General features: G+C 68.9%; 14 protein-coding genes, 1 pseudogene and 1 riboswitch. Of the genes and pseudogenes, 6 read left to right on the top strand and 9 right to left on the bottom strand.

Annotated elements, in window-relative coordinates:
* Positions 1-165: 165 nt before the first annotated feature.
* The 6 genes and pseudogenes from ACIRVK_RS01430 to ACIRVK_RS01455 form a co-directional block, all read right to left on the bottom strand.
* Positions 166-431, bottom strand: a pseudogene (locus ACIRVK_RS01430) (nucleotidyltransferase family protein); the annotation flags it as partial.
* A gap of 18 nt (positions 432-449) precedes the next feature.
* On the bottom strand, positions 450-1,460 hold the full coding sequence (locus ACIRVK_RS01435) for a ribonucleotide-diphosphate reductase subunit beta (RefSeq protein WP_404242743.1): 1,011 nt from the start codon (positions 1,458-1,460) through the stop codon (positions 450-452).
* Positions 1,460-3,829 (bottom strand): ribonucleoside-diphosphate reductase subunit alpha, encoded by a 2,370-nt coding sequence (locus ACIRVK_RS01440; RefSeq protein ID WP_404242745.1) that lies wholly within the window; start codon positions 3,827-3,829, stop codon positions 1,460-1,462. The genes ACIRVK_RS01435 and ACIRVK_RS01440 overlap by 1 nt, the downstream gene beginning before the upstream one ends.
* Positions 3,830-3,945: 116 nt before the next feature.
* Positions 3,946-4,086, bottom strand: a riboswitch (cobalamin riboswitch).
* 159 nt (positions 4,087-4,245) lie between these two features.
* A complete protein-coding gene (gene mctP / locus ACIRVK_RS01445; protein WP_404242747.1) occupies positions 4,246-5,874 on the bottom strand; it encodes a monocarboxylate uptake permease MctP in 1,629 nt (542 codons plus the stop codon).
* A complete protein-coding gene (locus ACIRVK_RS01450; RefSeq protein WP_404242750.1) occupies positions 5,871-6,125 on the bottom strand; it encodes a DUF3311 domain-containing protein in 255 nt (84 codons plus the stop codon). Before ACIRVK_RS01450 ends, mctP begins: the two co-directional genes overlap by 4 nt.
* Before the next feature lie 159 nt (positions 6,126-6,284).
* Entirely contained in the window at positions 6,285-7,049 is a 765-nt protein-coding gene (locus ACIRVK_RS01455) for a GntR family transcriptional regulator (RefSeq protein ID WP_404242752.1), read from the bottom strand.
* A gap of 308 nt (positions 7,050-7,357) precedes the next feature.
* On the opposite strand from ACIRVK_RS01455, the gene ACIRVK_RS01460 reads away from it, so the two are divergent.
* From ACIRVK_RS01460 to ACIRVK_RS01475, 4 genes are all read left to right on the top strand, one after another.
* Complete coding sequence (locus ACIRVK_RS01460; protein WP_404242754.1) at positions 7,358-8,638, top strand: extracellular solute-binding protein; 1,281 nt, start codon at positions 7,358-7,360, stop codon at positions 8,636-8,638.
* Between the two features lie 105 nt (positions 8,639-8,743).
* Entirely contained in the window at positions 8,744-9,736 is a 993-nt protein-coding gene (locus ACIRVK_RS01465) for a carbohydrate ABC transporter permease (protein ID WP_404242756.1), read from the top strand.
* Complete coding sequence (locus tag ACIRVK_RS01470) at positions 9,733-10,578, top strand: carbohydrate ABC transporter permease (protein WP_404242758.1); 846 nt, start codon at positions 9,733-9,735, stop codon at positions 10,576-10,578. The genes ACIRVK_RS01465 and ACIRVK_RS01470 overlap by 4 nt, the downstream gene beginning before the upstream one ends.
* 9 nt (positions 10,579-10,587) lie before the next feature.
* Complete coding sequence (locus ACIRVK_RS01475) at positions 10,588-12,075, top strand: glycoside hydrolase family 3 protein (protein ID WP_404242760.1); 1,488 nt, start codon at positions 10,588-10,590, stop codon at positions 12,073-12,075.
* Between the two features lie 146 nt (positions 12,076-12,221).
* On the opposite strand, the gene nagB is transcribed toward ACIRVK_RS01475, so the two are convergent.
* Entirely contained in the window at positions 12,222-13,007 is a 786-nt protein-coding gene (nagB, locus tag ACIRVK_RS01480; protein WP_404242762.1) for a glucosamine-6-phosphate deaminase, read from the bottom strand.
* A gap of 199 nt (positions 13,008-13,206) precedes the next feature.
* Between nagB and ACIRVK_RS01485 the strand changes: the two genes are divergently transcribed.
* Together ACIRVK_RS01485 and ACIRVK_RS01490 are read left to right on the top strand one after the other, a co-directional pair.
* Positions 13,207-14,277 (top strand): SIS domain-containing protein, encoded by a 1,071-nt coding sequence (locus ACIRVK_RS01485; RefSeq protein WP_404242764.1) that lies wholly within the window; start codon positions 13,207-13,209, stop codon positions 14,275-14,277.
* A gap of 408 nt (positions 14,278-14,685) precedes the next feature.
* Complete coding sequence (locus ACIRVK_RS01490) at positions 14,686-16,152, top strand: sensor histidine kinase (protein ID WP_404243137.1); 1,467 nt, start codon at positions 14,686-14,688, stop codon at positions 16,150-16,152.
* 183 nt (positions 16,153-16,335) lie between these two features.
* Here ACIRVK_RS01490 and ACIRVK_RS01495 read toward each other — a convergent pair whose 3' ends face one another.
* Together ACIRVK_RS01495 and ACIRVK_RS01500 are read right to left on the bottom strand one after the other, a co-directional pair.
* Positions 16,336-16,593 carry a WhiB family transcriptional regulator gene (locus ACIRVK_RS01495; protein ID WP_006142322.1) on the bottom strand — a complete coding sequence of 86 codons (258 nt, stop codon included), beginning with the start codon at positions 16,591-16,593 and terminating at the stop codon, positions 16,336-16,338.
* Between the two features lie 321 nt (positions 16,594-16,914).
* Positions 16,915-17,883: a diacylglycerol/lipid kinase family protein gene (locus ACIRVK_RS01500; protein ID WP_404242766.1), complete on the bottom strand. Its 969-nt coding sequence runs from the start codon at positions 17,881-17,883 to the stop codon at positions 16,915-16,917.
* Positions 17,884-17,886 lie beyond the last annotated feature (3 nt).

The raw sequence follows: 17,886 nt of genomic DNA on the forward strand, positions 1-17,886 counted from the left end.
ATGACACATTGAGCTCACATGGATCGTCCTGTGACGCTGATGTGGTGATGTTGTGGGTGACATGACAGGACGGCAGGAACGTAGCCGGGGCGTAGCTGAACCGAACAGATGCGCAGGAAGAACTTTGCCGGTCCATAGGGACTCCATGGCCGGCGGATGGAGCCCCTATGGCCAGTCCAACACGGTCAGCTCCGGCCACTGCTCCCGCCGGCGTGCGGACTTGGTCTCGTAGACGGCGCGCGGCACGCGAGCACGGACGACGGCGTCCTCGGCTTCCCAGGACAGGTCACCGGCGTCGATGCGGAAGACGTCGCCTGATGCCGTGGGTGGGCGGCCGACCGGTGACGACGTTTCCAGACGGTCTGGAACAGGCTCCCGGCCGTCAGATGCCACCTGGGCAGCTCCAGCCCTGCGGTGCGCGCCGGCACCTCCGTCACAGGCGACGACGGTCAGAAGTCCTCGTCGAATCCGACCGTGCCCTCCACCGCGACCTGGTACGCCGACGGGCGGCGCTCGAAGAAGTTGGTCAGTTCCTGCACGCCCTGCAACTCCATGAAGGAGAAGGGGTTCTCGGAGCCGTACACCGGCGGGAAGCCGAGGCGGGTGAGGCGTTGGTCGGCGACGCACTCGAGGTACTGGCGCATCGAGTCGGTGTTCATGCCGGGAAGCCCGTCACCGCACAGGTCCCGCGCGAACTGGAGCTCCGCCGCCACGGCCTCGCGCAGCATGTCCGTGACCTGCCGGCCGAGTTCGTCGTCGAACAGGTCCGGCTCCTCCTTGCGGACGGTGTCGACCACGTCGAAGGCGAACGACATGTGCATGGTCTCGTCGCGGAAGACCCAGTTCGTGCCGGTCGCCAGGCCGTGCAGCAGCCCCCGGCCGCGGAACCAGTACACGTACGCGAAGGCGCCGTAGAAGAACAGGCCCTCGATGCAGGCGGCGAAGCAGATCAGGTTGAGCAGGAAGCGGCGGCGGTCGGCCTTGGACCCCAGGCGGTCCAGCTTCTCCACCGAGTCCATCCACCGGAAGCAGAACTCCGCCTTCTCACGGATGGAGGGGATGTTCTCGACGGCCGCGAACGCGGCGTTCCTGTCCTCTGGGTCGGGGAGGTAGGTGTCCAGAAGCGTCAGGTAGAACTGGACGTGGACGGCCTCCTCGAAGAGCTGGCGCGACAGGTACAGCCGCGCTTCGGGGGAGTTGATGTGCTTGTAGAGCGTGAGCACGAGGTTGTTCGCCACGATCGAGTCACCGGTCGCGAAGAAGGCGACCAGACGGCCGATGAGGTGCTGCTCGGCCGGCGTCAGCTTCGCGAGGTCGGCCACGTCCGAGTGGAGGTCGACCTCCTCCACCGTCCAGGTGTTCTTGATGGCGTCCCGGTAGCGCTCGTAGAAGTCGGGGTAGCGCATGGGACGCAGGGTGAGCTCGAAGCCGGGGTCGAGCAGGTTTCGGGTGCTGGGCATCACTGGCAGGCCTCGCAGGACTCGGGGTTCTCAAGGGAGCAGGCGACCGCGTCGGGGTCGGCCACCCGCGGTACGGGGACGGTGGCCCGGGCCGCTCGGGCGATGCGGGTCGCCGGACGCGAGCGGAGGTAGTACGTCGTCTTCAGGCCCCGCTTCCAGGCGTACGCGTACATCGACGAGAGCTTTCCGATGGTCGGGGTCTCCAGGAAGAGGTTCAGGGACTGGGACTGGTCCAGGTAGGGCGTGCGCGCCGCCGCCATGTCGATCAGCGCGCGCTGCGGGATCTCCCACGCCGTGCGGTACAGGCGCCGTACCTCCTCGGGGATCCACGCGAAGTCCTGCACCGAGCCGCCCGCCTCACGCAGCGCCTCCCGGGTGCGGGCGTCCCAGACGCCGAGGTCCTTCAGCTCCCGCACCAGGTAGGAGTTGACCTGCAGGAACTCGCCGGACAGCGTTTCGCGCTTGAAGAGGTTCGACACCTGCGGCTCGATGCACTCGTACACGCCCGCGATCGACGCGATGGTCGCGGTCGGCGCGATCGCGAGGAGAAGGGAGTTGCGCAGCCCGACGGCGGCGACGCGCTCGTGCAGCGCGGCCCAGCGTTCCGGCCAGGCGCGGTCCGTCGCGTAGTGGTCGGGGTGCAGGACACCCTGAGCGGTACGGGTCTTCTCCCAGGCAGGCAGCGGCCCGTCACGCTCGGCCAGGTCCGCGGAGGCCTCGTACGCGGCGAGCATGACGCGCTCGGCGATACGGGTCGACAGCCGCTGGGCCTCCGGCGAGTCGAAGGGCAGGCGCAGCTTGAAGAAGACGTCCTGGAGGCCCATCGCGCCGAGTCCCACCGGACGCCACATGGCGTTGGAGCGGCCCGCCTCCTCGGTCGGGTAGAAGTTGATGTCGACCACACGGTCGAGGAAGGTGACGGCCGTGCGGACCGTCTCGTCCAGCCGCTCCCAGTCCAGCTCGTCGCCGGCCACGAAGGCTGCCAGGTTCAGTGAACCCAGGTTGCAGACCGCGGTCTCACCGTCGTCGGTGACCTCCAGGATCTCCGTGCACAGGTTGGAGGAGTGGACGACGTGACCGGGGGTCGCCGTCTGGTTCGCGGTGCGGTTCGCGGCGTCCTTGAACGTCATCCAGCCGTTGCCGGTCTGCGCGAGGGTGCGCATCATCCGGCCGTACAGGTCACGGGCCGGCAGGGTCCTGCGGGCCAGCCCCGCCGCCTCCGCCCGCCGGTAGGCCGCGTCGAACTCCTCGCCCCACAGGTCGACCAGCTCCGGCACGTCGGCGGGGGAGAAGAGGGACCACGGCCCGTCGGCGTCGACCCGGCGCATGAACTCGTCCGGGATCCAGTGCGCGAGGTTGAGGTTGTGCGTGCGGCGGGCGTCCTCACCGGTGTTGTCGCGCAGCTCCAGGAACTCCTCGATGTCCGCGTGCCAGGTCTCCAGGTAGACGGCGGCGGCACCCTTGCGCCGGCCGCCCTGGTTCACGGCCGCCACCGAGGCGTCGAGGGTCTTCAGGAACGGGACGATGCCGTTCGAGAGGCCGTTGGTGCCCCGGATCAGCGAACCCCGGGCGCGGACACGGGAGTAGGCGATGCCGATGCCGCCGGCGTGCTTGGAGAGACGGGCGACCTGGTGGTAGCGGTCGTAGATGGAGTCCAGCTCGTCCTTCGGGGAGTCGAGGAGGTAGCAGGACGACATCTGGGGGTGCCGGGTGCCGGAGTTGAACAGGGTGGGGGAGGAGGGCAGGTAGTCGAGGCGGCTCATCAGGCCGTAGAGGGCGGCGACTTCGTCCAGGGCGCGGATGGTGTTTCCCCCACAGGGGGCACCCCCATCGGCGAGACCGCACGCCACGCGCAGCATGAAGTGCTGGGGTGTCTCGATGACCTTGCGGGTGATCGGATGGCGCAGGAGATAGCGGCTGTGGAGCGTGCGGAGCCCGAAGTAGCCGAAGCGGTCGTCGGCGTGCGGGTCGATCAGCGGGTCGAGGCGGTGGGCGTGCAGCCGTACGAACTCCGCCGTGCGGTCGGCGATGAGCCCCTCGCGGTGGCCGACGGCGACGGACTCCGTGAACGACGTGACGCCCTGCGAGCCGGCCTCGGCGGCGATGCCGAGGGTGAGGAGCCGGGCCGCCAGCCTGCTGTACGCCGGGTCCTCGGAGATGAGGCCGGCCGCCGCCTCCGTGGCCAGCTCGCGCAACTCCGTCTCGTCCGCATGCGCGGACCGGCCGCGCAGGGCGGCGGCGGCGATCCGGCCGGGGTCGGCGTCGGGGAGGTCGGCGGTCAGCTCGGTCAGGGTGCGCAACAGTGCGGCACCGTGGCCGTCGGTCTCCGGCTCGGTCGCTGAAGCCGGGTCGGCTGGCGCGATGGTCACGTGGGGCTCTCCCTCGCTCGGCACGGGGCCTTGCGGGCAGGGGGCAGCACGGACGCGCGCAGCGTCGCGTCCACCGGCCCATTCCACGAGGCCCGGACGTCGGCACCCGGGCCGGGGTGGCCGGGTGCGCTGTCGGCAGGTCCTCGGACTGGGTCGTGCACGGGCGTGCACGAGTTCACCGTTGCGGGACAGTTCCGGATTCGCACCGGATTCCCCTGCGGCGACAGCGAGGTTGAGCATACATGTTGTGTCGTGTTCTGGCGGCACCCCTAGATGTTGTGTTGCCGTGTCTCGGGCACAAAAGAGCGGGCCGCCGAGGGTCGTTCTCTCGGTGGCCCGCTGCGGATTGTGTGTGGCTGGTCGCGCCCACGCGGCGGAGCCGCATATTGATACAGCCTCGCGCCCCTAAAAGCGTTTCAGTGGGCGCTTCCTGCAGTCGCTGGCGGAAGTTCCACCTCCACCCCCGGGTCTCCCGCGTCCGCCGTGTAGTCCTCCGGGCTGGTTTCGTCGATGCCCTCGGGGGCCTTCGCGGCCTTCAGGACGAAGGTGAGGACCACCGTCACCACCACGTTCAGGACGAACGCCGTGAGGCCGATGTAGCCGATCTCGCCGATGCCCGGGATCTCCTTCGACGAGCCGCCGAAGTGGGCCTGGGTCGGGGAGGCCACGCCGTACGCGGCGACCGTGCCGTAGACCATGCCGACCGCCCAGCCGGCGAGCAGTGCCCAGCGGTGGAACCAGCGGGTGAACAGGCCGCCGACCAGGGCGGGGAAGGTCTGCAGGATCCAGATGCCGCCCAGCAGCTGGAAGTTGATCGCGACCGTCTTGTCCATGGTCAGGACGAAGACCAGGGCGCCGACCTTCACCAGGAGCGAGACCAGCTTGGAGACCCTGGTCTCCTGCTCCGGTGTCGCGTCGGGCTTGATGAAGTCCTTGTAGATGTTGCGGGTGAACAGGTTCGCGGCCGCGATGGACATGATCGCCGCCGGCACCAGCGCGCCGATGCCGATCGCCGCGAAGGCGACACCCGCGAACCAGCTCGGGAACATGTCCTCGAAGAGCTGCGGGATCGCCAACTGGCCGTTGGTGACCTTGACTCCGGCCGCGATCGCCATGAAGCCCAGCAGCGCCAGCAGGCCGAGCATCAGCGAGTACAGCGGCAGGATCGTGGTGTTGCGGCGGATCACCTCACGGTTCTTCGAGGAGAGCGTCGCGGTGACCGAGTGCGGGTACATGAACAGCGCGAGCGCGGAGCCCAACGCGAGCGTGGCGTACGTCCACTGGGAGGCCTCGCCCGGGACCAGCGCCCCGCGTGGCTTCCCGGTCGCCTTGTTGGTCTGGGCGAAGGCGTGGCTCGCCTTGGCGAAGATGTCGTCGAAGCCGCCCAGCTTGATCGGGATGTAGATGATCGCCACCGCGATGACGATGTAGATCAGCGTGTCCTTCACGAACGCTATCAGCGCGGGGGCCCGCAGGCCGGAGGAGTAGGTGTAGGCCGCGAGGACGCCGAAGGCGATCAGCAGCGGCAGGTCCTTCACGAACCAGTTGGTGTTCTCGCCGCCGCCCACGCCCATCACGTCGAGGACGGCCTGGATGCCGACCAGTTGGAGCGCGATGTACGGCATCGTCGCGAGGATGCCGGTCAGCGCCACCGCCAGGGACAGCCCCTTGGAGCCGAAGCGCCCGCGCACGAAGTCCGAGGTCGTCACGTATCCGTGGCGGTGCGAGACCGACCACAGGCGGGGCAGGAACGTGAAGATCAGCGGATAGACCAGGATGGTGTACGGCACCGCGAAGAAGCCCGCCGCGCCCGCCGCGTAGATCGCCGCCGGCACGGCGACGAAGGTGTACGCCGTGTACAGGTCGCCGCCGAGCAGGAACCAGGTGATCCAGGTGCCGAACGACCGTCCGCCCAGGCCCCATTCGTCGAGGGAGTGCTCGTTCTCGGCCCTGCGCCAGCGCGCGGCGACGAAGCCCATGACCGTCACGGCCACGAAGAAGAAGATGAAGACGCCGAGTGCGACGCCGTTCACGCCGTTCTTCACCTGCCCTCACCTCCCTTGCGGGCACGCTGGTCACGCTGCCACAGCTTGTACGCGGTCATCGTCAGCGCCGTGGAGATCAGCACCCAGAGCATCTGGTACCAGTAGAAGAACGGGATGCCGATGAAGGTGGGGGTCGTCCTGGTGTAGGAACCGACCCACAGCATCGCCACGAAGGGCGCGACCAGGCAGACGGCGATGATCACGCGGAGTGGGGTCACCACCGGTGGTCTCACTTCGGGTACTTCGGACATACGGCGGCTCCGTCCCCTCACGATCACCTGTGATCACGTCTGTGTAATGCGCAGGCAATGTAGGTCACGGCGTCGTGGCAGTGGAAGACCCCATCGGGATATCGGTATGTCGATTCCGTGAAGACCGCGGGGGCGGTGGAATCGCCGCCCCCGCCCGCCTCAGTCGACCGGCCTCTTCAGCCTCGCCACGAACTTGTACCTGTCGCCCCGGTACACCGACCGCACCCACTCCACCGGCTGTCCCTCCCGGTCCAGCGAGTGGCGGGAGAGCATCAGCATCGGCAGACCCACGTCGGTGCCGAGCAGGCCGGCCTCGCGCGGGGTGGCCAGCGAGGTCTCGATGGTCTCCTCGGCCTCGGCGAGGTGGACGTCGTACACCTCGGCCAACGCCGTGTACAGGGACGTGTACTTGACCAGCGACCTGCGCAGGGCGGGGAAGCGCTTGGCGCTGAGGTGGGTGGTCTCGATGGCCATCGGCTCGGCGTTGGCCATGCGCAGGCGTTCGATGCGCAGCACCCGGCCGCCGGCGGTGATGTCCAGCAGCTCGGCGAGGCGGTCGTCGGCGGTGATGTAGCCGATGTCCAGCAGCTGCGAGGTGGGCTCCAGGCCCTGCGCGCGCATGTCCTCGGTGTAGGAGGTGAGTTGGAGCGCCTGCGAGACCTTGGGCTTCGCGACGAACGTGCCCTTGCCCTGGATCCGCTCCAGCCGCCCCTCGACCACCAGCTCCTGCAGGGCCTGTCGCACGGTGGTGCGCGAGGTGTCGAACTCGGCGGCGAGCGTGCGCTCGGGCGGTACCGGGGTGCCGGGCGACTGCGTCTCCGTCATGTCGAGCAGGTGCTTCTTCAGGCGGTAGTACTTGGGCACGCGCGCGGTACGGACATTCGCCCCACCCTCGTTCTCCGCACTGCTGACGTCGGTACTCATTCTCTGCCTTCCCGGCTCCGGACGCGGATCACGTCGTGATCCCTTCTGTATACCGTCGCCGCCAGTTTTGGTCTAGTCCACAGAGGCCAAGTGGTCTAGCGGACGAGACTACTCCGGCGCCGCTGATTTCGCTGGCTTCTTACTTAAAGGTTCCTGCATATGTAGGTCGCATAACGGCTGGTCAGAGCCTTTTCGAGCACTCTTGACAGGCTCCGTGGTCTGGTCCAAGCTCCGACCTACTGGTCTACACCATTGGTTCAGGTCCCGGCGTGGGGCGGGGAGGTGTGGGCATCCCTGAGGAGGGTGGCGTGAAGCGCAAGCTGGCAGCCGCGATCGGTATCGCGGGCATGATGGTCTCGGTCGCTGCGTGTGGGGGCAGCGGCAGCAAGAGCTCGACTTCCGGTGCCGACGCCAAGGAGCTGACCGTCTGGCTCACCGTCGACGCCCAGAACAACTGGCCGAACCTGGTGAAGGCCGCGGACGCGGCGGTCGAGAAGGCGCACCCGGGCCTCAAGATCAACCACGAGTACTACGGCTGGCCGGACAAGAACACCAAGCTCGACGCCGTCCTCGCCACCGACAAGGTGCCGGACGTGGTCGAGATGGGCAACACCGAGATGCTCGGCTACATGGTCAAGGGCGCCTTCGCCCCTGTTGACCCGGCCAAGTTCACCAACTCCTCCGCCTGGCTGGACGGCCTCAAGGCCTCGGTGACCTACGACGGCAAGACCTACGGCGTCCCATACTACGCGGGCGGCCGCGTCGGCAACTGGCGCAAGGACGTCTTCGCCTCGGTGGGCGTCAAGTCCACGCCGAAGACCTACGCCGAGCTCACCGCCGACCTCGACAAGGTGCAGGCGAAGGAGGGCGACAAGTTCTCCGCCTGGTACCAGCCCACCCGCGACTGGTACGCGGCCATGTCCTTCGTCTACGACGCCGGCGGCTCCATCGCCACGCAGGCCGGCGGCCAGTGGAAGGGCAACCTCTCCTCGCCGGAGTCCATCAAGGGACTCACCGAGTTCAAGAACGTCATCGACAAGTACATGCACGGTGACAAGACCAAGGACGAGTCCGACCGTTACATCGTCTACGGCCAGGGCAAGTCCGGCATGATCTTCGGTGCCGCCTGGGAGGGCGCGACCTCCGCCGACCCGAAGAACGACAAGACCGGCAAGCTCAAGAACAACCTCGTTAACTTCGTGATGCCGGGTCCGTCCGGCAAGAACCTCCCCGTGTTCCTGGGCGGTTCGGACCTCGCCGTCCCGGTCAAGTCGAAGGCGCAGGCCCTCGCCGCCGAGTGGATCAACGCCTTCACCGGCTCCTCCGGTCAGAAGGGCCTGATGGCGAAGGGCAACCTGCCGAACAACAAGACCGACCTCGCGACCCTGAAGAGCGACCCCGCGACGGCGGTCCCGGCCACCGCGGCCGAGTCCAACTGGTTCGTCCCGATGGCGCCCGGCTGGGGCCAGGTCGAGAAGGCCCAGGTGCTGCAGACCATGCTGCAGAACATCGGCACCGGCAAGCAGTCGGTCGAGGCCGCGGCGAAGGCCGCCGACGCCGCGATCGACAAGGTCATCAACACCAAGTGACCTGAGAGCAGGGCCCTTTCGACCCCGGGGGCAGTTCGGGGCGGGGGCCCTGCTTCTCGTACGACCGTACGACGTACGACCTGAGGGACCGCTGAGGAGCGCGCGATGAGTGCCGCAGACACCACCACCCCTGCCAAGGTGCCGCCGCCGCGGCAGGCGCCGCCGTCACCACCGTCCGCCCCGAACCCGCCACGCAGAGGCCGCACTTCGGGCGGCGCCGCCACACCGTGGCTGCTGCTCGCCCCCTGTCTGCTGATCCTCGGCCTGGTCATGGGCTATCCGCTGGTCCGCCTGGTCACCCTGTCCTTCCAGAAGTTCGGGCAGTCCCAGCTGTGGGGCTTCCAGCCGGCCGAGTGGGTCGGGTTCGCCAACTTCAGCGGGGTGCTGAGCGACAGCCAGTTCTGGCAGGTCGTGCTGCGCACGATCCTCTTCGCCGCCGGCTCGGTCATCTTCACGATGGTCCTCGGCATGCTGGTCGCGCTGCTGCTGCAGCGGGTCTCCGGCTGGGTGAAGACGCTGGTCAACATCGTGCTGGTGGCCAGCTGGGGCATGCCGATCATCGTCGCCACGACCGTCTTCAAGTGGCTGTTCGACAGCGACTACGGCATCCTCAACGCGCTGCTCAGCAAGCTGCCCGGGGTCCAGCTGATCGGTCACAACTGGTTCGCGAGCGGCCCGCAGGGCCTGGCCGTCATCATGCTGCTGGTGGTGTGGGGCGCGGTCCCCTTCGTCGTCATCACGCTCAGTGCCGGACTCACCCAGGTCCCGGCCGAGTTGGAGGAGGCGGCCCGGCTGGACGGAGCGGGCGCGTGGGGCGTCTTCCGGTACGTCACCCTGCCCATCCTCAAGCCGATCATCGTGATGCTCACGACCCTGTCGGTCATCTGGGACATGGGCGTCTTCCCGCAGGTGTTCGTGATGCGCGGCGGCCACCCGGAGGACGAGTTCCAGCTCCTGACCACCTACTCCTACGACCGCGCCTTCCAGGTCAACGACTACGCGCAGGGCTCGGCGATCGCCCTGGTCACCGTGCTGTTGCTGCTGGGCGTGGTCGCCGTGTACATGCGCCAGATGCTGAAGATCGGAGAGGTGGAGTGAGCGCGATCACCACGGGGCGGAAGCCCCGGAAGTCCAAGGTCGGCTGGAACCTCCTCGGTCTCCTCGTCTTCCTCACGGCCGGCTTCCCCGTCTACTGGATGCTCAACACGGCCATCAAACCGGCCAAGGACACCATCGACCCCAACCCGAGCCTCTTCCCGACCGGCTTCACGCTGGACAACTTCCGCCGTGCGCTGGCCATCGCGGACTTCTGGGGCCCGGTCGGCCGCAGCCTGATCGTCTCCCTGGCGGTCGTGGTGATCGGCATCGTGGTCGGTCTGCTGGCGGCGCTCGCCATCTCCCGGTTCGCCTTCCGCGGCCGCAAGGTCGTCATCGTCGGCATCCTCGCCGTCCAGATGGTCCCGCTGGTCGCCATGATCATCCCGGTCTTCCTGCTCCTCAACGACCTGCAGCAGTACGACAAACTCTCCGGCCTGATCATCACGTACCTGACCTTCATCCTCCCCTTCACGGTGTGGACGCTGCGCGGCTTCATCGTCAACATCCCTCGGGAACTGGAGGAGGCGGCGATGGTCGACGGCTGCTCCCGCACCGGCGCCTTCGTCCGCGTGGTCTTCCCGCTGCTGGCCCCCGGCATGGTCGCGACCTCGGTCTACGCCTTCATCCAGGCCTGGAACGAGTACATCTACGCCCTCATGCTGCTCAGCCAGCAGCACCAGACCGCGACCGTCTGGCTCGGCAACTTCACCACCAAACACGGCACCGAATACGCCCCGATGATGGCCGGCGCCACCATGATGGCCGTGCCCATCGTCGCCCTCTTCCTCCTCGTCCAGCGCAAGATGGCCGCGGGCCTGACCGCGGGCGCCGTGAAGGGATAACGCCCCCCGATGACGACAATCGCCAGCGGAACAGACACCCTGACCCGCGACGCCCTCACGGTCCTGCAACCCGGCTTCACCGGCACCACCGCCCCCGACTGGCTGCTGCGCCGCCTCGGGCAGGGCCTCGCCTCGGTCGGCCTCTTCGGCCGCAACATCGCGTCCCCCGAACAACTGGCGGCTCTGACCGCACAGTTGCGCGCCGAACGCGACGACGTCCTCGTCGCCATCGACGAGGAGGGCGGTGACGTCACCCGCCTGGAGGTGCGCACCGGCTCCTCCTTCCCCGGCAACAACGCGCTGGGCGCGGTGGACGACGTGGAGCTGACCAGGCAGGTGGCCGCCGAACTGGGCCGCCGCCTCGCCGTCTGCGGAGTGAACCTCAACTGGGCCCCCTCCGCCGACATCAACTCCAACCCCGCGAACCCGGTCATCGGCGTCCGCTCCTTCGGCCCCGACACCGACCTGGTCGCCCGGCACACGGCGGCCTACGTCACCGGCCTCCAGTCCGCCGGAGTGGCGGCCTGCACCAAGCACTTCCCGGGCCACGGCGACACGGCCGTCGACTCCCACCACTCCCTGCCGCGCGTCGACGTACCCGCCGAGACCCTGTCCTCCCGCGAACTCGCTCCCTTCCGCGCGGCCATCGCCGCCGGCACCCGGGCGATCATGACCGCGCACATCCTGATCCCCGCCCTGGAGGCGGACCACCCGGCCACCCTCTCCCGCAGGGTCCTCACCGACCTGCTGCGCGGCGAACTCGGCTACGACGGCCTGATCGTCACCGACGGCATGGAGATGCAGGCCATCGCGGCGACCTACGGCATCGAACGCGGCAGCGTCCTGGCCATCGCCTCCGGCGCGGACGCCATCTGCGTGGGCGGCGGTCTGGCCGACGACGAGACGGTACGGCGGCTGCGCGACGCCCTGGTCTCGGCGGTCCGCGCCGGCGAACTCCCCGAGGAACGCCTGGCGGACGCGGCGCAGCGGGTGCGTGCCCTGGCCCGCTGGACGGCCGCGGCGGGCGCCTCCGACGCGGAGACGCCGGCCGACGAGGAGGTGGGCCTGCGCGCGGCCCGCCGAGCGGTGAGGACGACCGCCGCCCAGCCCTTCACCCCCCTGACCGAGCCGCCCTACGTCGCCGCCCTCACCCCCGTCGCGAACATCGCCGTCGGCGACGAGACCCCCTGGGGCGTCGCGGCGGAACTCTCCCGCCTGCTCCCCGGCACCGAGACCGGCACCTTCACCGACGAGCACGCGGGTCTGGCCGCCCTCGCCGCGGCGGGCCCCCGCCGTATCGTCGCCGTGGTCCGCGACGAACACCGCCACCCCTGGATGGCCAGGGCCCTGGACACGGTCCTGCGCACCCGCCCCGACACCATCGTGGTCGAAATGGGCCTCCCCCAGTCCCCACCCCGAGGCGCCCTCCACATCGCCACCCACGGAGCGGCCCGCGTCTGCGGCCGAGCGGCGGCGGAGATCATCGCTGGGGAGTAGCCAGGGGTTGTTCGAGTCGAAGGCGCCGGCCCTTTTCAAGGACCGGCGCCTACAAGGTTGTTTTAGGGGCGCGGGGCTGTATCGATGTGCGGCTCCGCCGCGTGGGCGCGATCAACCCCCACTACCCGCACCCCGCGACGAACCCTCTAGATCCCCTGCCAATCCGGCTTGCTGGCAAACGTGTGCCGAAAGTAGTCAGCCAACTTCAGCTTGGAAGCCGCACCCTCATCAACAACGACCGTCGCATGCGGATGCAGTTGCAACGCCGACGCCGGGCACATTGCAGCAACGGCCCCCTCCACACTCGCGGCAACAGCGTCAGCCTTGGCTTCCCCCGTCGCCAGCAACACCACATGCCGCGCCTCGAGAATCGTCCCGATCCCCTGCGTGATCACATGATGCGGCACCGCGTCGACGTCACCGTCGAAGAACCGCGCGTTGTCCACCCGGGTCTGTTCCGTCAGCGTCTTGATCCGCGTCCGCGAGACCAGCGAGGAGCACGGCTCGTTGAACCCGATGTGCCCGTCGGTCCCGATCCCGAGCAACTGCAGGTCCACGCCCCCCGCCTCCGCGAGCGCCCTGTCGTACGCCTCGCACGCCCCCTGCACGTCCTGAGCGGTCCCGTCGGGCCCCATGAACGCGTCCATGCCGATGCCGAGCGGCTCCAGCACCTCGCGCCGCAGCACGGAGCGGTACGACTCCGGGTGCTCGGCCGGCAGCCCCACGTACTCGTCGAGCTGCGCTATGCGAGCCCGCGAGACGTCCACGTCCCCGGCGTGGACATGTGCCGCCAGCGCCTCGTAGACCGGCAGCGGCGTGGACCCCGTGGCCACCCCGAGCAGTGCGTCCGGCTTGCGCCTGAGCAGCCGCGCCATGGCCTCGGCGACGAGCTCGCCGCCCGACTTGGCGTCCGGAACGATGACAACTTCCACGCTGGGCCTGCCGATCTGAAGCGCTATGTGGTTTAGACCAATCTGTGGGTGTCAATCTAACAGAGCAGGACCGCCCGGCCCAGGGTGGACCGGCCCTCGAGGCTCCCCGTGCGCACGCCGTTCACGCTCGACGGGCACCATGGGGCCCGGGGGAGTGCAATGGGTACCGCACCGCAGCCCGAACCAGGAGGAGCCCACCATGACCGCCACCGCACCGGACCCCCAGAGCGACGTCCCGGGCCGGATCATGGCCCGCGAGATGGCCGAGCAGCCCGCCGTCCTGCGGCGGATCCTGGACGAGGGCGGCCCGGTGATCCGGCAGGTGGCCCAGGAGATCGCCGCCCGTAACCCTCGCTTCGTCCTGCTGACCGCCCGTGGCACCTCCGACAACGCCGCCCTCTACGCCAAGTACCTCCTCGAGATCCGTCTCGGCCTGCCCTGCGGGCTCGCCTCGATGTCCACCACCACGGCTTACGGCGCCCGCCCCGATCTCACCGACGTCCTGGTGATCACCGTCAGCCAGTCCGGCGGCTCCCCGGACCTGGTGGCCTCGACCCGTGCCGCCCGGGAGGCCGGCGCGATCACCCTCGCCGTCACCAACAACCCCGACTCACCGCTGGCCGGCGTCTCCGAGTACCACCTCGACATCATGGCCGGACCGGAGAAGGCCCTCCCCGCGACCAAGACGTACACGGCCTCCCTCCTCGCGCTCTACCTCTTCGTCGAAGGCCTGCGCGGCGGCGACGGCGGAGCCGCGAAGGCGCTCCCGGACCTCGCCGAGCAGCTCCTCGCCCGGCAGGACGAGGTGCGCGCCCTGGCCGCCCGCTACCGCTTCGCCGAGCGCATGGTCATCACCTCCCGCGGCTACGGCTACCCCACGGCCAAGGAGGCCGCCCTCAAGCTGATGGAGACCAGCTACATCCCCGCCCTCTCCTACTCCGGCGCCGACCTGTTGCACGGGCCGCTCGCCATGGTCGACAACGTCTCCCCGGTCATCGCGGTGGTCACCGACGGCAAGGGCGGCGAGGCCCTCCAGCCGGTCCTGGACCGGCTGCGCGGCCGGGGCGCCGACCTGTTCGTGGTCGGGCCGCGGGAACAGGTGGAGCGGGCCTCGGCGGGGTTCGTCCTGCCCACCGGGGGCGTCGCCGAGGAGGTCCAGCCGATCCTGGAGATCATCCCCCTCCAGCTCCTCGCCTACGAGGTCACCATCGCCCGCGGCCAGGACCCGGACGCTCCCCGCGCCCTGGCGAAGGTGACCCAGACGCACTGAACCGAAATTGCATGGCCAACTGGCCCCGCACAGGAACCCACACGGGTTAGGCTGCGTGGAGGATGCCCGGGCGTCCGCGTAGTCCGAGAGCCGGTCGGGAAATAACAACAACCAACAGGCTCCAACGCATGGACACGCACAGTGGTCTAGTCCACAATTGACAAGAACTTCCGCCCTCCCCGCACAGGAGGACGGACGGAGGAACCGGAGCTCTCTGCCCTGACTGCCCCGGCTCCTCGACCTTCGGCCGAGACCGGGACCGCACACCCCGCGGCCGTTGCTGCTCCGGGCTGCGGTGCCGGGTGGGTTGAGGGTCCCTCCCAGGCGCCGCGGCCCGCGGGTGTTTCCGGGCCCGCGCGCGATTCGGTGCCGTACCGACCGCCAGGTACGCTCACACGCGTGCCCTCCATGAACGAACTGGTCCGCCAGCACACCGCCCTCGACGACTCCGACCTCGAGTGGCTCCATCTGCTGGTCTCGGAGTGGCAACTGCTCTCCGACCTCTCCTTCGCCGACCTGGTGCTGTGGGTCCCCACCCACGACGGCACGCGCTACGTCTCGGTCGCCCAGATGCGTCCGAACACCGGTCCCACCTCCTACCAGGACGACATGGTCGGCCACCTCGTCCCGCGCGGCCGGCGTCCCCTGCTGGACGCGGCCCTGGACGAGGGCCGGATCGTGCGCGAAGGCGACCCGGAGTGGCGCGAGGAGGTCCCGGTCCGCGTCGAGTCGATCCCGGTACGGCGTGAGGGGCGCGTCCTCGGTGTCATCGCCCGCAACACCAACCTGCTCACCGTGCGCACCCCGAGCCGTCTGGAACTGACGTATCTGCAAAGCGCCTCGGACCTCGCGCAGATGATCGCGGCCGGTTCCTTCCCCTTTGCGAACCAGCAGGTGGACATGGACGCCGCGCCGCGCGTCGGCGACGGACTGATCCGGCTCGACGCGGACGGCATCGTCCAGTACGCCTCCCCGAACGCCCTGTCCGCGTACCACCGCATGGGCCTCGCCTCCGACCTCGTCGGCCAGCACCTCGGCCGGACCACCGCCGAACTCGCCCCGACCCGCGGCCCGGTGGACGAGGCGCTCGCCAAGGTGGCCAGCGGCTGGGCGCCCCGCGAGTTCGAGATCGAGGCCCACGACGGGGTGATCCAGTTCCGCGCGATCCCGCTCAAACCCAAGGGCACCCGCATCGGTTCGCTGGTCCTGCTCCGGGACGTCACCGAACTGCGCCGACGCGAGCGCGAGTTGATCACCAAGGACGCCACCATCCGGGAGATCCACCACCGGGTCAAGAACAACCTCCAGACGGTCGCCGCCCTGCTGCGCCTCCAGGCCCGCCGCATCGAGTCCGACCGCGGTCGCGAGGCCCTGGAGGAGGCGGTACGGCGGGTCGGCTCGATCGCGATCGTGCACGAGACGCTGTCCCAGAACCTGGACGAGCGCGTGGAGTTCGACGAGATCGCCGACCGGGTGCTGGCGATGGTCGCGGAGATCTCGCCGGGCAAGGTCACCGGCCGGCGCAGCGGACGCTTCGGCATCCTGGACGCGGAGGTCGCCACCCCGCTGTCCATGGTTCTCACCGAAGTCCTGCAGAACGCCCTCGAACACGGCTTCCGCGAGGGGGAGACCGGCACGGTGGAGGTCTCCGCCGTCCGCGGCGGCACCACCAAGGAGGCCCGCCTCCTGGTCACCGTCCAGGACGACGGCGTGGGCCTGCCCGAGGGCTTCGACCCGCACACCGCCGGCAACCTGGGCCTGCAGATCGTACGGACCCTGGTGGAGGGCGAGTTGGGCGGCACGTTCGACATGGTGCCGGCGCCTGGGCGGGGGACCCGCGTGATCTTCGACGTACCGGTGCGGGCGCACAAGTGATCCCCCCGGGGCAGGGGAGTGGGAGCACAGCAAAGAGCCCCGGATCCTGAGGATCCGGGGCCAGTCGCTCGTTGCTGCTCTATTACTAGGCGCACCGGGGATACTGCGCGCTGCGGCTCGGGGGCGGGAGATGCGTACTCGCTGTACGCGCCGCCAAGCTCAGGCTGTGCGGGGCGGGTGGTGTCAGGCGGAGGCCTGACGGGCCCGGTTGCGGGCGGCGCGGCGCTTCATGGCGCGGCGCTCGTCCTCGCTGAGGCCACCCCAGACGCCGGAGTCCTGGCCGGACTCGAGCGCCCACTGCAGACACTGATCCATGACGGGGCAGCGACGGCAGACGGCCTTGGCTTCCTCGATCTGCAGCAGCGCAGGACCGGTGTTGCCGATGGGGAAGAAGAGCTCGGGGTCTTCCTCGCGGCAAACGGCGTTGTGACGCCAGTCCATGGCTGCTACCTCTCCTTGGTATTACATGCAGGTTGCTTGTGAATGTGAACGCTTTCACGAATCCCTCAACAAGTGAAGGGCCGTCCGCCGAGTCTTCCCCGGCGTGGTCCTGTGGGTTGAAGAGGGGTTCCGGTGGCCTGTGGACGCTGGTGTTGCGGGCTGTCCCGACCGCCACGTAGAGACTCGCAAACCTCAGCGGCGGATACAACCCCTTCCGGAAAGTTTTTTTTGATTCCTCGGTGTCGACTAGGTCACAGCCGTACTTCCATGGGGTGGACCCTGGCCTAAACGTTCGAGTGAAAGGACTTTGGCCCCTTCTGCTCACACAATCACACGCAGTGCACGGCGTACGCCTGTGAACGTCACGCTCGTACGCAGTCCGAGGTGGTCTCCGTCCATCTGGAGGGGGAGAGGCGCCTTCGATTGCAAGGTGAACCCGTCCAGGTCGTGCAGGGCCACGACGTGCTTGCCGTGGGGGCCGCGCTCGGGGGACGAAGTGAGCAACTGCGTGGCATACCGGACACCGGTGACCGCGGACATGCGGGTGACGCCGAGTACGTCCAGCCCGTTGTCGAACGAGGCCTTAGGTGACGCGTACACCGGACGATTTCCCAGATACGTCCACGGAGAGGTGTTGCAGATTATGGACATCACCAAATCGGTCACCGGTTCCTCGCCCGGCCTGGCCAGCGTGATGGTGCCGTGGCGCCGGTTGGGTTCGTGCAGGAACTGGCGGGCGACCTGGCGCAGGTAAAGGGTGTGCGTGGACTTCTTGCCGAGTTCACGCTGCTGCTCGACCCGTCCGACCACGCCGGCGTCGAAACCGAGCCCCGCGCAGAAGGTGAACCAGCGGGACGGCACCGCCTCGTCCTCGGTGCCCGGCGTGCCGGTGGCCAGGCCCATCCCCACCGCGCGCTCGCGGCCCTCGTACAGGGCGTCCAGCACGGCACCGGTCGCCTCGACGGCGTCGTTGGGCAGGCCCAGGGCGCGGGCGAAGACGTTGGTCGAGCCGCCGGGGACCACGGCGAGCCGGGGCAGGCCCTCCGGGTTGGGGCCGGCGTGCAGCAGGCCGTTGACGACCTCGTTGACCGTGCCGTCGCCGCCGAGGGCCACCACGAGGTCGATGTCGTCGCTGTCGGCCGCCTGCCGGGCCAGGTCGCGTGCGTGTCCGCGGTACTCGGTGGTGACCGCCTCGAGCTTCATCTCGCTCGCCAGCGCGTGGATCAGCACATCGCGCCTACGTGCGCTTGTGGTGGTAGCCGCCGGGTTGACCACGAGAAGTGCACGCATGGG

This window comes from Streptomyces sp. NPDC101152, assembly GCF_044768275.1.
Taxonomy (GTDB): domain Bacteria; phylum Actinomycetota; class Actinomycetes; order Streptomycetales; family Streptomycetaceae; genus Streptomyces.

Excerpts from the sequence above, each read along its gene's own strand:
- ACIRVK_RS01435 (WP_404242743.1), bottom strand. The coding sequence starts at position 1,460 with ATGCCCAGCACCCGAAACCTGCTCGACCCCGGCTTCGAGCTCACCCTG.
- ACIRVK_RS01450 (WP_404242750.1), bottom strand. The coding sequence starts at position 6,125 with ATGTCCGAAGTACCCGAAGTGAGACCACCGGTGGTGACCCCACTCCGC.
- ACIRVK_RS01455 (WP_404242752.1), bottom strand. The coding sequence starts at position 7,049 with ATGAGTACCGACGTCAGCAGTGCGGAGAACGAGGGTGGGGCGAATGTC.
- ACIRVK_RS01465 (WP_404242756.1), top strand. The coding sequence starts at position 8,744 with ATGAGTGCCGCAGACACCACCACCCCTGCCAAGGTGCCGCCGCCGCGG.
- ACIRVK_RS01475 (WP_404242760.1), top strand. The coding sequence starts at position 10,588 with ATGACGACAATCGCCAGCGGAACAGACACCCTGACCCGCGACGCCCTC.
- ACIRVK_RS01485 (WP_404242764.1), top strand. The coding sequence starts at position 13,207 with ATGACCGCCACCGCACCGGACCCCCAGAGCGACGTCCCGGGCCGGATC.
- ACIRVK_RS01490 (WP_404243137.1), top strand. The coding sequence starts at position 14,686 with ATGAACGAACTGGTCCGCCAGCACACCGCCCTCGACGACTCCGACCTC.
- ACIRVK_RS01495 (WP_006142322.1), bottom strand. The coding sequence starts at position 16,593 with ATGGACTGGCGTCACAACGCCGTTTGCCGCGAGGAAGACCCCGAGCTC.
- ACIRVK_RS01500 (WP_404242766.1), bottom strand. The coding sequence starts at position 17,883 with ATGCGTGCACTTCTCGTGGTCAACCCGGCGGCTACCACCACAAGCGCA.